The sequence below is a fragment of the gamma proteobacterium symbiont of Lampromicra miyakona genome, from assembly GCF_059730895.1.
Window position 1 is genome coordinate 1,175,178 of sequence record NZ_AP035932.1, and the last position, 14,439, is coordinate 1,189,616.

Here is a 14,439-nt window from a genome sequence, read left to right on the forward strand (position 1 = left end):
CAGGCGATTTGTGCACGTTACCTGACCAATCACCGGTGGCGCGGCGGTAAAAAGGCGGTATAATCCGGCGATTTTTTTTTAGCTCAACTCAATTCCGGGAGAATAATCATGAAGATCGTGGAAGTCAGACACCCGCTGGTCAAACATAAACTGGGCCTGATGCGTGAGCATGATATCAGCACCAAGCGCTTCCGCGAGCTGGCCTCGGAAGTGGGCAGCTTACTGACCTATGAAGCCACCGCCGATCTCGAAACCGAGCGCGTGACCATTGAAGGCTGGAACGGTCCGGTCGACGTCGATCAAATCAAAGGCAAAAAAATTACCGTCGTCCCGATTCTGCGTGCTGGCCTTGGCATGATGGAAGGTGTGCTGGAACACGTACCGAGCGCGCGCATCAGCGTGGTGGGCGTTTACCGTGACGAAGAGACGCTGGAGCCGGTGCCTTACTTCCAGAAGCTGGTGTCAAACATCGAAGAGCGTATGGCGCTGGTGGTTGACCCGATGCTGGCGACCGGCGGCTCGATGATCGCTACCATCGATCTGCTGAAGAAAGCCGGCTGCAACAGCATTAAAGTGCTGGTGCTGGTGGCCGCGCCCGAAGGCATTGCCGCGCTGGAGAAAGCGCATCCGGACGTTGAGCTGTACACCGCGTCAATCGATCAGGGCCTGAACGAGAAGGGGTACATTATCCCGGGCCTCGGCGATGCCGGCGACAAGATTTTCGGAACCAAATAAATAAACCAGCCGGCCAGAGAGTCGGCTTTTTTTTGGCAAAAATACCGTTCAGTCAGACACCGTATCGACAGGATGCACATTTTGTAGCGGCGCGATTTATCGCGCTGATGCCGGGCAAGCTATGGCGCCCGTCCGGACAAGGCGCAATGAATTGCGCCACTACGATAAGGTGCGGTGTTGACGAACGAGCATAAAAATAAACGTATAGGGGATAAATGATGACTCGCAGAGCCATAGGCGTTAGCGAACGCCCGCCACTGTTGCAAACCATTCCGCTCAGCCTGCAGCACCTGTTCGCCATGTTCGGCGCCACCGTGCTGGTGCCGATTCTGTTCCACATCAACCCGGCTACCGTGCTGTTGTTCAACGGCGTCGGCACGCTGCTGTATCTGTTTATCTGTAAAGGCAAAATTCCTGCCTATCTTGGCTCCAGCTTTGCCTTTATCTCGCCGGTGTTGCTGCTGCTGCCGCTCGGTTATGAAGTGGCGCTCGGCGGCTTTATCCTGTGCGGCGCGCTGTTCTGCATTGTGGCGCTGATTGTGAAGAAGGCCGGCACCGGCTGGCTCGATGTCATGTTTCCACCGGCGGCGATGGGTGCCATCGTGGCGGTCATCGGTCTCGAACTGGCTGGCGTGGCGGCGAATATGGCCGGGCTGCTGCCCGCTGACGGCACCACAGCGGACAGTAAAACCATCATTATTTCGCTGGTGACGCTGGCGGTAACGGTATTTGGCTCGGTGCTGTTCCGTGGCTTCTTCGCCATTATCCCGATCCTGATTGGCGTGCTGGTCGGCTACGCGCTGTCGTCGGCCATGGGTATCGTTGACTGGAGCGCGGTGGAAAACGCGCCGTGGTTTGCGCTGCCGACCTTCTATACGCCGCGCTTTGAATGGGCCGCGATGCTGACCATCCTGCCCGCAGCGCTGGTGGTGATTGCCGAGCACGTGGGCCATTTAGTGGTCACCGCCAACATCGTGAAGAAGGATCTGATTCGCGATCCGGGCCTGCATCGCTCGATGTTCGCCAACGGCCTGTCGACCATGATCTCCGGCTTCTTTGGTTCCACGCCAAATACCACCTACGGTGAAAACATTGGCGTCATGGCGATCACCCGCGTTTACAGCACCTGGGTGATCGGCGGTGCGGCGATCTTCGCCATTCTGCTCTCCTGCGTCGGTAAACTGGCGGCTGCGATTCAGGCGATCCCGGTACCGGTGATGGGCGGGGTGTCGCTGCTGCTGTATGGCGTGATTGGCGCTTCCGGTATTCGCGTGCTGATTGAATCCAAAGTTGACTACAACAAAGCGCAGAATTTGATCCTCACCTCGGTGATCCTGATCATTGGCGTCAGCGGCGCGAAAGTGCACGTGGGCGCCGCCGAGCTGAAGGGCATGGCGCTGGCCACCATCGTCGGCGTTGGCCTGGCGCTGATTTTCCGCGTAATCAGTCTGTTACGTCCGGAAGAAGTGGTGCTGGACGCGGAAGAAAAACGCGAGCTCTAAAGGATCCTGCGGGCAGGGAAGCCCGGTTCATCTCTGCGGAGGATCGTGATAAACTTGCCCGGTTTTCTGCCCGCTCATCCGTTGAGGTACTTCTGAACACGCCGGCACAGCTTTCACTGCCACTCTATCTACCCGATGATGAAACCTTCGCCAGTTTCTGGCCGGGGGAAAATCCGTCACTGCTGGCGGCGCTGCAGGGCGCGCTGGCGCAACAGCACGGCAGCTATCTTTACTTCTGGTCGCGCGAAGGCGGTGGCCGCAGCCATTTGCTGCACGCAGCCTGCGCCGAAATGTCCGCGCGCGGCGAAGCGGTGGGTTATGTGCCGCTCGATAAGCGCACCTGGTTCGTGCCGGAAGTGCTGGAAGGCATGGAGAATCTGGCGCTGGTGTGCATTGATAATATTGAGTGCATCGCCGGCGAAGCCGAGTGGGAGATGGCGATCTTCGATCTCTACAACCGCATTCTGGAAACCGGCAAAACCCGCCTGCTGATCACCGGCGATCGCCCCCCGCGTCAGCTCAATCTGGGCCTGCCGGATCTGGCGTCACGTCTCGACTGGGGACAAATTTACCGCTTACAGCCGCTGTCCGACGAGGACAAACTGCAGGCGATGCAGCTGCGTGCCGGCCTGCGCGGCTTTGAGCTGCCGGAAGACGTTGGGCGTTTCCTGCTGAAACGCCTCGACCGCGAAATGCGCACGCTGTTTGACACGCTTGATCGTCTTGATCGCGCCTCGATCAGCGCACAGCGCAAGCTGACCATTCCCTTCGTGAAAGAGGCGCTGGGGCTTTAGAGAATCTCCAGCACCGCTTCCGGCGGACGACCAATGCGGGCGCGGTCGCCCTGAATCACAATCGGCCGCTCGATCAGTTTTGGATGCTCCACCATCGCCTGTAACAGCTGTTGTTCGCTGAGATCGTCACTGGCCAACCCCAGCGTTTTATAGATTTCCTCGCCACGGCGCATCAGCTCGCGCGCGCTGTGCATGCCCAGCTGTTGCAGCAGCGTTTTCAGCGTATCGATGTCCGGCGGCGTGTCGAGATACAGCACCACCTGCGGTTCAATGCCCTGTTGCTGCAGTAGCGCGAGGGTTTCGCGGCTCTTGCTGCAGCGCGGATTGTGATAAATACGGACCATGTTTTTTTATCCTGCGTAATCCATTGTTGCCAGGTGCGCATGAATGCGCACCCTACGAATAACTGCTGGTGCGCATCAATGCGCACCCTGCGAATAACTGCTGGTGCGCATGAATGCGCACCCTACAAAAAACGGCTAATGCGCATCAATATGCACCCTGCAAATCGATGAAATGGTTTATCTGACGGCCGTAGGGTGCGCATTGATGCGCACCGAAATCCTGCCAGCCATCCACCCGCGTAACCGGCTATTTACCCTTTTGCATACTGCTTAAAACGCCGCTGTAACTCGCGGAACTGGTCGATACGCGCATCGTAACGCGCCTGCTTCAGGCTGCCGAGCGGCACCTGGGCGCTGGCGCTACTCAGGGTGGTGATGGCCTGATCGAGCTGGCCGTTCAGCGCCAGACTTTCAGCCCGTGCCGAAAGCTCCTCATCGCGCAGCCCCTGCGCGGCTGAAGCCTGCGCCAGTAAATCCCATGCGTTGAGATCGTCTGGGTGCGCAAAGGTGTAGCGGTTAAGGATGCGGCTGGCGTTGGCCGGCTGCTTCGCCTCGACGTAGGCGTTTGCCAGGTTAAGCTGCAGCACCGGACTGGTCTGGCTGCCGCGGGCGGCGTTCAGCATGCTGATGGCCTGCTGCGGCTGGTTCAGACCGATGTCGATATCGGTCATGATATCAAGGAACCACAGGTTATCCGGCTGCTTCGCCAGCAGCGGCGCGATGATCTTTTTCGCGTTGGCAAAATCTTTTGCCTGCAGGAACTGCACCGCCTGCTGTTCCCGCGTGTTGCCTTTGGCGTACTCATTCAGCAAATCGTCAGTCAGCTGATTGCGGCCGGTGGCGTACATACCCAGCGCGCGCACCTTCGCCATATAGAAATCCTGCGACGACTGCACCACTACCGGGCGCATCTGGTTGGCGCGGTTACGCGCGTCGGCCAGGCGGCTATCGGGCAGCGGGTGCGTCAGCAAAATTTCCGGTGGTTTTGACGAGAAGCGGCTTTGATCGGCCAGCTTTTGCAGAAACGCGGGCATCGCCTGCGGATCGAAACCGGCGCGCTGCAGCACCTGAATGCCGATGCGATCTGCTTCCTGTTCGTTGCCCTGGGTGAAACTGATGATGCCCTGCTGCGTACCGGCCAGCGTACCGGTCAGTGCCGCCATTCCGGCCTGCGGGCTGGCCAGCGCCAGCAGGATCGAACCCAGCGCGCCGACCCAGGTGAGCGGGGCGCTGCGCTTTTGCTCTTCCATGGCGCGCGCCAGATGGCGCTGCGTCACGTGCGAAATTTCGTGCGCCATCACCGACGCCAGCTGGCTTTCGTTATCGGTATAGCGGAACAGCGACGAGTGCAGCACCACATTGCCGCCAAAGAAGGCGAAGGCGTTGAGCTCGTCATTCTGAATCAGGAAAAAGTGAAACGGCGTGCGCACCGAGTGGGCGTGTGCCACCAGCCGCTGGCCGAGTTCATTGATGTACTGATTGAGCAGCGGATCGTTGATCAGTGGCGCGCTGGCGCGCAGCTGGCGCACGTAGAAGTCGCCAATCTGCAGCTCCTGATTAATGGAGAGCGTGGAGCCTGCCGTGGTGCCCATGTCGGGCAAATTGTCGCTCAGATCGGCGCGGACACCGACCGCAGGCGTGAGCAGCAGCGCAGGAATAAGGGCCGCCAGCACTGATTTTTTCAACCGGTTAAACATGCCTTGATCCTGTAAAAGTCTCCTGCCATTGGACAGGAAAGTCATGCCAATGTTCTGTGGCGGCGTTTCCTTTTCTGCCGCGGCTCTATCTTAACCACAGTGAGGATACAAGCAAATGCCGCCGTCACATTGACGTGATGGCAAAGAATGGCTGACTGACGCGAAATTTGTAGCAAAAAATTGAATAGCGAAAAGGCAAAAGAAAAAGGCGCAGCGCCCTGATGAAATTAAAGTTACGTAAAGTTGCTCAAAATAATTGAATCTGGCATGGTTTTTTCCAGGTTTACTCTGAAAAACACGCCCGAAATCCCCCGGTTGGCCCGCTTTATCCATCAGTGATTTTTATCGTGCTGCTCTGGCCGTGCGTCACCAGCCCAGAAATGAATGGTCAGGTTTTGCTCACTGGTCAACTGGCGGCGCGCGATGACAGTATTAACCCGCACGATGAGGCGCTGTCTTCTGCTGTGCATCTCTCTCTCTGGTGACTGCCGATATTTCCGGCCAGCTATTTTTCAACTCGCCCGCACGGCTCAATCAACAGCCTTATTCAATCAGCTGGCGCGATGATTTCTGCTGGCAGCCAAACGCCGGACAGCCCGGCAGTACAGGCGTTTTGCCCGCCGCGCGCTGTGGTATAGATAAAGCACTTTTTCAAACGGACTGTGAATTAATGCGCAGTGCATGCCGGAGAGTTTCTATGCGTTCTGTTGTTTCCTACGCCCTGATTGCCATCGTGGGTGGGATGGTCGGTGCCGCCGTAATCAAAAGCGATGACCTGTATCAGCGCATCGCGGGCCATTTTTCCCCTGAACCTGCCGATCCGGACGGGTTCTGGAGCACGCCGGCGGTCGCGGGCTACGGCAAAATTCATTATGAAGCCGACGCCGCGTTTAAACCGGCGGTGGGGCTGAGCAACAAAGTGGTGTTCCAGCTGACCCGCAATGAAGGCGATATCAAACGGCCTAACCTCGGGCTGGAGCGTGTGGCACGCGTGGTCAATCTGTACATCGCCGCTGGCGTACCGGCCGAACAGCTGCAGTTTGTGGTGTCGATGACCGGCGATGCCACGCCCGCCACGCTGGATAACGCGCATTTTAAGCAGTTTTACGGCGTCGATAACCCCAACCTCGCGCTGATTGGCGCGCTGAACAAGCTGGGCGTCAAAGTCTCGGTGTGCGATCAGTCGGTGGCGTTCCATCACTATCCGCGCGACTGGATCGACCGGTCGGTGATTCATGCATTATCCAGCCCGACCACGGTGTCGACGCTGGAAAATCAGGGCTATGCCTTTTTACAGATGTAATCGCGTCTTTGGTTAAGGAGAAGTGTCATGCGTCCAGCATCCTATATTGTTATCGCCGCGCTGGCGGGCTTTGTCGGCGGAAATGTGCTGCAGCTGCCGGAACTGGTGGATAAAGTCAGCGGGAAATTCGCTGACCAGAAAACCGAACCGGCGGATTTCTGGAGCACGCCGGCGATTGCCGGTTACGGTAAAATTCACTTTGTTAACACGCCGGATTACAACCCGGCCAACACGCCCGGGCTGAGCAATAAAATTGTGTTTCAGATCAACCGCAGCGAAGGGGATATCCATCAGCCAAACCTCGGCCTTGAGCGCGTGGCACGCGTCACCAACCTCTATTACGCGGCTGGCGTACCGCTGAATCAGCTCAACTTTGTGGTGTCAATCAACAGCGATGCGGTGCCGGCCGCGCTCAATAACGATCAGTTCCGTAAAGCGTACGGCAGCGATAACCCTAACCTGAAGCTGATTGATGAGCTGAAGAAAGCCGGGGTGAAAGTGACCATTTGCGACCAGTCGGTGGCCTTCCATCAGCTGGAGCGCGACTGGATTGACACCCGCGTCACCCATACGCTCTCCAGCGGCACCACCGTCGCGTCGCTGCAAAACGAAGGGTACGCCTTCCTGATGCTGTAATCCTGCCGACAGCAGTGCAGGCTGCTGTCATCTTTTCGTCATCCCTTCGCGATGTCACTGTCACAGTTCGCCGTTAGTTTAGGCGCCAATGAGATCGATCTCATCGGCACTTTACGAGGCGAACATGTCCGACTTACTCACAGTGGCAAAGCTGGCAGGCGTTTCACGCGCCACGGCCGCGCGCGCCTTTTCCGATCCCCATCTGCTGCGGCGCGACACGCTGGAGAGAGTGCTGGCGGCGTCGGAGCAGCTCGGCTTTCGTCCTAACCACATCGCGCGCCAGCTGCGCACGCAGCACTCCACCACCTTCGGCGTGCTGCTGCCCTCGCTGCTTAACCCGATCTTCTCCTGCCAGTTACAGGCGATGGAACGCCAGGCGCGCGACGCCGGCTATGGCCTGCTGGTGGCCACCAGCGATTACCAGCCCGAGCGCGAAGCCGCCATCGTGGAACATATGCTGCGCCAGCGCGTGGCGGGCCTGGTCCTGACAGTGGCCGACGCGGATAACAGCGCGGTGCTCAGCACGCTGCAGGCGGCTGGCCTGCCATTTGTGCTGGCGCATAACGTGCCGCAGCACAGCCACTGGCCGGCGGTGTGCGTGGATAACCGCCAGGCGATGCGCGAAGCCACCGCACAGCTGCTGGCGCTTGGTCATCGCCGCATTGCCATGGTCACCGGACCGATGCTGCAGTCAGACCGTGCGCGCCTGCGCTATCAGGGCTATTGCGATGCCATGCAGCACGCGGGCCTGACGGCGCTGCCGGTGATTGAGATGGCCAGCCACACCCAATCCGACTTTACGCTGCTGGCCCCGATGCTCGGCGGTGCCACCCCGCTCAGCGCCGTAATCTGCACTAACGACCTGCTGGCCATCAGCCTGATTGGCGCGGCGGCGCGCGCGGGCGTGCCTGTGCCACAGCAGCTCGCGGTGATGGGCTTTGACGGGATTGCGATGGGGGCACAAATGGCCCCGTCGCTGGCCAGCGTAGCGCAGCCCGCCGAACGGCTCGGCGCCTGCGCCATCGATATGTTGTTGCATAACGTCAGCCGCGGCACCCGCGTGCTGCCACATCAGTTGCGGAGCGGTGAGAGTGTTGCTGCCCCCGCGTTTATTGCCACCACCAGGGAACCTCATGATGCTGCATAAAAAAGTAAAAATTTACGCCGGCGCAATCGCGCTCAGCGCCAGCGCGTTGTTTACCAGCCTGACGCAGGCGGCGGAAACCGCCATCTGTTACAACTGTCCGCCCGAGTGGGCCGACTGGGGCACTCAGCTCAAAGCGATTGCCAGAGACACCGGCATTCAGGTGCCGCAGGACAACAAAAACTCCGGCCAGGCGCTGGCGCAGCTGGTGGCGGAGCAGGGCAATCCGGTGGCCGACGTGGTCTATTACGGCGTCAGCTTCGGCATTCAGGCCGACAGCGCCGGCGTGGTCGCCAGTTACAAACCGGCGCACTGGGATGACATTCCTGCCGGCATGAAAGACAGCAACGGCAAATGGGTGGCGCTGCACTCGGGCACCATGGGCTTTATGGTCAACGTCGATGCGCTGGGCGGCGCGCCGGTGCCGCAATCCTGGGACGACCTGCTGAAGCCGGAATACAAAGGCATGATTGGTTATCTCGATCCGGCCAGCGCCTTTGTCGGTTACGTGGCGGCGGTGGCGGTCAACCAGGCGAAGGGCGGCAACATGCAGGACTTCACGCCGGCGCTGAACTGGTTCAAAAAGCTGCAGACGAATCAGCCTATCGTGCCTAAGCAGACCGCGTATGCGCGCCTGATTTCCGGCGAGATCCCGATTCTGCTCGACTATGACTTCAATGCTTACCGCGCCCGCTACAAAGATCACGCTAACGTCGCCTTTGTTATTCCCAAAGAGGGCACGGTAACGGTGCCGTACGTCATTAGCCTGGTGAAGAATGCACCGCACGCGGCGAACGGCAAAAAAGTGATCGACTATGTGCTGTCTGACAAAGGGCTGGCCATCTGGGCCAGCGCGTTCCTGCGCCCGGTGCGCACCGGCGCCATGAGCGCAGAAGCGAAGAAATATTTCCTGCCGGACAGCGACTATGCGCGTGCGCACACCGTTGACTATCAGCAGATGGCGGCAGCGCAGAAAGCCTTCTCGGCGCGCTATCTGAGTGAGATTCGCTGATGGCGATGACGGACACCCTGGCGGCTTCGTGCCGCCGGACACCGCGCCTGGCCGGCAGCCGCTGGCTATGGCTGACGCTGCCGGCGCTGCTGTTCTTCTGCGCCTTCTGGCTGCTGCCGTTTGTCCGTCTGCTGCAGATGGCAATGCAGGACGACCGCAGCACCCGGCACAGCGGCTACTGGACGGTACTGACGCAGCCACACTATCTGCTCAGCCTGCTGAATACCGTGCTGCTGTCGCTCGCCGTCACGCTGGTGACGCTGACCATCGCCGCGACAGTCGGCTGCTTTCTGGCACGCCAGCGCTTCAGCGGACGCAGCACGCTGCTGGCGCTGCTGACGTTTCCGCTGGCCTTTCCGGGCGTGGTGGTGGGATTTCTGGTGGTGATGCTGGCGGGCCGTCAGGGACTGCTGGCGCAAATCAGCCTGGCGCTGTTCCACGAGCGCTGGATGCTGGCCTATTCGTTTACCGGCCTGTTTATTGGCTATCTCTATTTTTCACTGCCGCGCGCCATCATCACGCTGGTGGCGGCGAGTGAAAAACTCGACCGCTCTCTCGAAGAGGCGGCGCGTTCGCTGGGTGCCAGTCAGTGGCGCATCACCTGGGATGTGATTGTGCCGGGGCTGCAGCCGGCGCTGCTCTCCACCGGCGCGCTCTGTTTTGCCACCAGTATGGGTGCGTTCGGTACCGCGTTCACCCTGGGCACCGATCTGGCGGTGCTGCCGCTGACCATTTACGGCGAATTCACCAACTACGCCAATTTCGCCACCGCCGCCGCACTGTCGGTGGTGATGGGCGGCGTCGCCTGGCTGGCACTGATGCTGGCGCGCCGACTGGCTCACCAGGAGGTGACATGAGACGTCGCGGCCTGTTCAGCCTGCAACTGCTGGTCACCGTACTCACCGCGCTGTTCATGATCGTGCCGGTGGTGCTGTCGATGCTGGCCGGCGTGACCAACAACTATTTTACCGGCCTGCGCAGCGGCCTGACGCTGAAGTGGGTGACGCAGGTATGGCAGCTTTACGCCGACACCTTCTGGCTGTCACTGCTGATTGCGCTGGCCTGCCTGCTGATTACGCTGCTGATCGGCGTGCCGGCAGCGTGGGGATTGCTAAAAGCGCCGCGGCGCTGGGCGGCGCGCATCGAAGAGTGCCTGATGCTGCCGGTCGCGCTGCCGGGCCTCGCCACCGCGCTGGGCATCATCCTGCTGTACGGCCAGTTCTCCGGCCTGCGCGATAGCTGGCTGTTCATTCTGATCGGTCACGTGCTGTTTACCTTGCCGTTTATGCTGCGCCCGGTGCTGGCGGTGATGCAGGCGGTGGAGATGCCGCGACTGGAAGAGGCAGCGGCCAGTCTCGGTGCCAGCCTGTGGCAGCGCTTTTTTACCGTGGTGGTGCCCAACTGTCGCAACGGCATTCTCGCCGGGGCGTTTATGGTGATCACCCTGTCGGTGGGTGAGTTCAACATCACCTGGATGCTGCATACGCCGCTGACAAAAACGCTGCCGGTGGGGCTGGCAGACAGCTATGCCTCAATGCGACTGGAAGTGGGATCGGCCTACACGCTGATCTTTATTCTGCTGATTCTGCCGCTGCTGCTGATGCTCAACGCGGTCAATCACTGGCTCAACCGTACGCTCACGCGTGCTAATAAGGAGGCGGCATGAACCCTGCGGCCGTAACCGTTACGCTGCGCCACTGTGCGCGGCACTTTAATCACCAGCTGGCGCTGCAGCCGCTCGATCTGACGGTGCAGCCTGGCGAAACCCTGGTGCTGCTCGGTCCGTCCGGCTGTGGCAAAACCACCACGCTGCGCATCATCAGTGGCCTGGAGCGCTGTGACGACGGCGGCGAAGTGTGGTTTGACGATCGTAACGTGACAGCGCTGCCGATCGAGAAACGCAACGTGGGCATGGTGTTCCAGAACTACGCGCTGTTTCCCCATCTAAACGTGGCGCAAAACGTCGCCTACGGCCTGAAAGTGCAGGGCGTGGCGCGCGCCGAACGCGACGCGCGCGTGCAGGAGATGCTGGCCCTGGTGGATCTCAGCGCGCTGGCGCAGCGCAGCATCGACAAGCTGTCGGGCGGTCAAAAGCAGCGCGTAGCGCTGGCGCGTGCGCTGGCGGCGCGTCCGAAGGTGCTGCTGTTTGATGAGCCGCTGGCGGCGCTGGATGCGCGCCTGCGCGACCGGCTGCGGCTGGAGATTGGCGCGCTGCTGAAACAGCTGGCGATCACCGCCGTCTACGTCACGCACGATCAGCAGGAAGCGATGGCGCTGGGCGATCGCATTGCGGTGATGGAGCAGGGACGTCTGGTGCAGATCGATACGCCGCAAAATATTTACCAGCGCCCGGCGTCACAGTTTGTCGCGGATTTTGTCGGCGCGATTAACTGTGTCGGGGTCGATGCGCGCGGCAATCCGCAGCATTTCTGCCGCCCGGAGGATGTGCTGCTGGCGGCGGACCAGCGCTACGCACGCCCCGGTTTCATCCTCGGCACCACCTTTCTCGGTGCTGCGCAGCGGCTGAGTATTGATATCGGGCTGGCGGCGCCGATCCAGGTTGATCGCCACGCGCGCGAAGCCTGGCACGCCGGCCAGCCGGTAAGCTGGACGCTGGCGCAGGATGCCGCGCTGCACTTTTCTGCCTGATAAGGAGCTGTTGTGACTGACGCAATGACGCTGATTGCGCAAATCAGCGATTTACACATCAAGGCCCATGGCCGTCTCTCCTATAAAAAAGTGGATACGCACGCTGCGCTGCTGCGGGTGATCGACACGCTGAATCAGCTGGTGCCGCGACCGGATAAGGTGGTGATTACCGGCGACCTGGTGGATTTTGGCACTGCGGAAGAGTACCAGACGCTGCGCGAGGCGCTGCGCCATCTGCAGCTGCCGTTCCTGCTGATGCCGGGCAATCACGACGATCGCCAGCAGCTGCGCGCCGCGTTTCCGGAGCATCACTACCTGCAGCACGGCGAAACGCTCAACTGGCAGATGCGTGTGAATCATCTGCAGCTGCTGGCGCTCGACTCCAGTGTACCGCATCAGCCGTGGGGCTACGTCGATGACGCACAGCTGCAGTGGCTGGCAGAGCAGCTGGCGCGTGAACCGGATTTGCCGACACTGGTGCTGCTGCATCATCCGCCGTTCCTGAGCGGCATTGGCCATATGGATCGGCAGCCGCTGCGCAATCCGGCGGCGCTGGCTGCCATTATTGGTCAGCATCCCCAGGTGGAACGGGTGCTGAGCGGCCACCTGCACCGCTCGGTGCAGGCGCGGTTTGCCGGCACGCTGGCCTGCGTGGCGCCTGGTGTGTCGCATCAGGTGGCACTGGATTTGCGTGACCACGGTCCGGCGAACTTTGTGCTGGAACCGCCCGGTTTTCTGCTGCATCGCTGGCAGCCGCAGCAGGGGATGACTACGCATCTGTGCGCGATCGGCGATTATCCAGGACCGTGGCCGTTTTACGATGCGCAGGGTTTAATTGATTAGCACCAGTAATAGCACAATAAAAAAGCGTTCCTGAGGGTCTGCGTCGTAGTCAATTTGGCTCAGAGGTGTACAATTGTCTGTTACCTCACCAGGGTAAACACCTCCAATTATAACAAGATAGTCAGGCACGCTAACTTATGAAGCTACTCACCAGGGCGGTTGCGCCATGTTAACGCGCATCCGGCCAAAAACTGATCTGCGCACGCTGATTGCGCTGCTGGCGATCACCAGTATCGTCATCACACTGGCTAATACGCTGTACGCCACCTGGCGCGTACAGCGCATGGTGCTGATCGAAAGCACCCTCGAAGCCAATCGCGCTTACGCCACCAAACTGGCGGCCACCACCGAAGTGTTTTTCCAGCTGGCGCAGTCGCAGCTGCACTACAGCGCCAATCAGCTGGGTAAAGATTTCGACAATCCCGAACTGCTGCAGCAGGAAGTGAACCGACTGCGCGAGCAGACCAGCAGCTTTAACTCGGTGGCGATTGTCGACAGCAACGGCGTGATTAAAGCCATTTCGCCGGAATCGCTGATGCTGAAAGGCATGCAGCTCACCAGCCAGTCTTCGCGCGAAGCGCTGGCGCAGCGCCAGCCGATGGTCAGCCGGCCCACCATTTCTGCTACCAATAACCTGCTGGTGTTTATTTCCTGGCCGGTGTGGAGCACCGATGGGCGCTATCTTGGCTACGTTGGCGGCACTATTTATCTGAAGAAAAAAAGCATTCTCAACGTGCTGCTCGGCGAGCAGTACTATCGTGACGGCACCCATGTTTACGTACTGGATCGCGAAAACCGCGTGCTGTATCACCAGAACAATCAGCTGATTGGCAAAAACGTGCCGGGCATCGTCAGCGATCGTCAGCGCCAGGAGCACAGCAATGGCGAAGTTCAGCTGACGGAAGAGGGTACGGCGAAGCTGGCGGGCTACGCTGTGGTGCCCACCACCGGCTGGATGGTGGTGGCGCTCAAACCGACAAACGTCACGCTGGCGCCGCTCTCCGGGCTGCTGCTCCAGGTGCTGAAGAATTCGGTGCCGTTTGCGCTGCTGACGCTGCTGGTGGCGGTGATTCTGGCCCGGCTGATCGCCTTGCCGCTGTGGCAGCTGGCGCGTAAAGCCAGCCAGATGGATACCCAGGGCGTTTCCGGGGAAATTGGCGTGATCCGCGCCTGGTACTTTGAAGCGGCGCAGGTGAAGCGCGCGCTGCTCACCGGCATTGGTCTGGTGCAGGATAAAATCGGCCGGCTCAAGTCAGAGGTGCAGAGCGATCCCATGACCAGCCTGCTCAATCGCCGTGGCCTGAGCGCGGTGCTCGACTATTTCGATACCATGCAGCAGCCGTTTGCCGTGCTGGCGCTGGATATTGACCACTTCAAACGGGTGAATGATAACTTCGGGCATGATGTTGGCGACGAGGTGATCAAACAGGTGGCGCGCACGTTGCGCCAGAGCGCGCGTCAGACCGACGTGGTGTGCCGAAACGGCGGCGAAGAGTTTCTGATGCTGCTTCCCGCCACCGCCCCTGATGAAGCGCGGGTGATTGCCGAGCGCGTGCGCACCAGCATTGCCGGCGGCTGGATTGATCCGGTCGGGCAGATCACGATTTCGATTGGTATCGCCAGCTGGCAGCCGACGCACGGCAGTCAGGAACAGATTCTGAAGCAGGCCGATGATGCGCTGTATCAGGCGAAAAACGCCGGACGTAACTGCGTGGTGATCGCCGGGCAGGAGGCGCTGGCCAGCACGGTTTCGCGCTATTAATCGCGCAGCGTCACAGCA

14 protein-coding genes are annotated in these 14,439 nt (G+C 60.1%); 12 read left to right on the plus strand and 2 right to left on the minus strand.

Features of this window, described 5'->3' with window-relative positions:
- Positions 1 to 108 precede the first annotated feature (108 nt).
- The 3 genes from upp to hda all read left to right on the plus strand — a co-directional run bounded on the left by upp (position 109) and on the right by hda (position 3,031).
- Positions 109 to 735, plus strand: coding sequence for a uracil phosphoribosyltransferase (upp, locus tag AC6I8P_RS05340; protein WP_010617600.1), 627 nt, complete (start codon positions 109 to 111; stop codon positions 733 to 735).
- A 218-nt stretch (positions 736 to 953) separates the two neighbouring features.
- Positions 954 to 2,237, plus strand: coding sequence for a uracil permease (gene uraA, locus AC6I8P_RS05345; RefSeq protein WP_031279414.1), 1,284 nt, complete (start codon positions 954 to 956; stop codon positions 2,235 to 2,237).
- A gap of 92 nt (positions 2,238 to 2,329) precedes the next feature.
- Positions 2,330 to 3,031: a DnaA inactivator Hda gene (hda, locus tag AC6I8P_RS05350; protein WP_031279417.1), complete on the plus strand. Its 702-nt coding sequence runs from the start codon at positions 2,330 to 2,332 to the stop codon at positions 3,029 to 3,031.
- Here the strand turns inward: hda and arsC are convergent.
- Positions 3,028 to 3,375, minus strand: coding sequence for an arsenate reductase (glutaredoxin) (arsC, locus tag AC6I8P_RS05355; protein WP_104188654.1), 348 nt, complete (start codon positions 3,373 to 3,375; stop codon positions 3,028 to 3,030). The genes hda and arsC overlap by 4 nt on opposite strands.
- Positions 3,376 to 3,626: 251 nt before the next feature.
- Positions 3,627 to 5,072 (minus strand): beta-barrel assembly-enhancing protease, encoded by a 1,446-nt coding sequence (gene bepA / locus AC6I8P_RS05360; RefSeq protein ID WP_498031037.1) that lies wholly within the window; start codon positions 5,070 to 5,072, stop codon positions 3,627 to 3,629.
- A 697-nt stretch (positions 5,073 to 5,769) separates the two neighbouring features.
- Between bepA and AC6I8P_RS05365 the strand changes: the two genes are divergently transcribed.
- The 9 genes from AC6I8P_RS05365 (at position 5,770) to AC6I8P_RS05405 (ending at position 14,421) form a co-directional block, all read left to right on the plus strand.
- A complete protein-coding gene (locus AC6I8P_RS05365) occupies positions 5,770 to 6,375 on the plus strand; it encodes a DsrE family protein (RefSeq protein WP_264251028.1) in 606 nt (201 codons plus the stop codon).
- A 27-nt stretch (positions 6,376 to 6,402) separates the two neighbouring features.
- On the plus strand, positions 6,403 to 7,011 hold the full coding sequence (locus AC6I8P_RS05370) for a DsrE family protein (RefSeq protein ID WP_021506594.1): 609 nt from the start codon (positions 6,403 to 6,405) through the stop codon (positions 7,009 to 7,011).
- A 124-nt stretch (positions 7,012 to 7,135) separates the two neighbouring features.
- Positions 7,136 to 8,158 carry a substrate-binding domain-containing protein gene (locus tag AC6I8P_RS05375; protein WP_498031038.1) on the plus strand — a complete coding sequence of 341 codons (1,023 nt, stop codon included), beginning with the start codon at positions 7,136 to 7,138 and terminating at the stop codon, positions 8,156 to 8,158.
- Positions 8,145 to 9,167 (plus strand): ABC transporter substrate-binding protein, encoded by a 1,023-nt coding sequence (locus tag AC6I8P_RS05380; RefSeq protein WP_498031039.1) that lies wholly within the window; start codon positions 8,145 to 8,147, stop codon positions 9,165 to 9,167. The genes AC6I8P_RS05375 and AC6I8P_RS05380 overlap by 14 nt, the downstream gene beginning before the upstream one ends.
- A complete protein-coding gene (locus AC6I8P_RS05385) occupies positions 9,167 to 10,024 on the plus strand; it encodes an ABC transporter permease (protein ID WP_059011715.1) in 858 nt (285 codons plus the stop codon). Before AC6I8P_RS05380 ends, AC6I8P_RS05385 begins: the two co-directional genes overlap by 1 nt.
- Complete coding sequence (locus AC6I8P_RS05390; protein ID WP_021506598.1) at positions 10,021 to 10,833, plus strand: ABC transporter permease; 813 nt, start codon at positions 10,021 to 10,023, stop codon at positions 10,831 to 10,833. The genes AC6I8P_RS05385 and AC6I8P_RS05390 overlap by 4 nt, the downstream gene beginning before the upstream one ends.
- A complete protein-coding gene (locus AC6I8P_RS05395; protein ID WP_058770829.1) occupies positions 10,830 to 11,816 on the plus strand; it encodes an ABC transporter ATP-binding protein in 987 nt (328 codons plus the stop codon). The genes AC6I8P_RS05390 and AC6I8P_RS05395 overlap by 4 nt, the downstream gene beginning before the upstream one ends.
- A gap of 24 nt (positions 11,817 to 11,840) precedes the next feature.
- Positions 11,841 to 12,659, plus strand: coding sequence for a phosphodiesterase (locus tag AC6I8P_RS05400; RefSeq protein WP_498031157.1), 819 nt, complete (start codon positions 11,841 to 11,843; stop codon positions 12,657 to 12,659).
- A gap of 166 nt (positions 12,660 to 12,825) precedes the next feature.
- The gene (locus tag AC6I8P_RS05405) at positions 12,826 to 14,421 is read left to right on the plus strand and encodes a sensor domain-containing diguanylate cyclase (RefSeq protein ID WP_275028245.1); all 1,596 of its coding nucleotides are present in this window, start codon (positions 12,826 to 12,828) and stop codon (positions 14,419 to 14,421) included.
- The last annotated feature ends 18 nt before the right edge of the window (positions 14,422 to 14,439 follow it).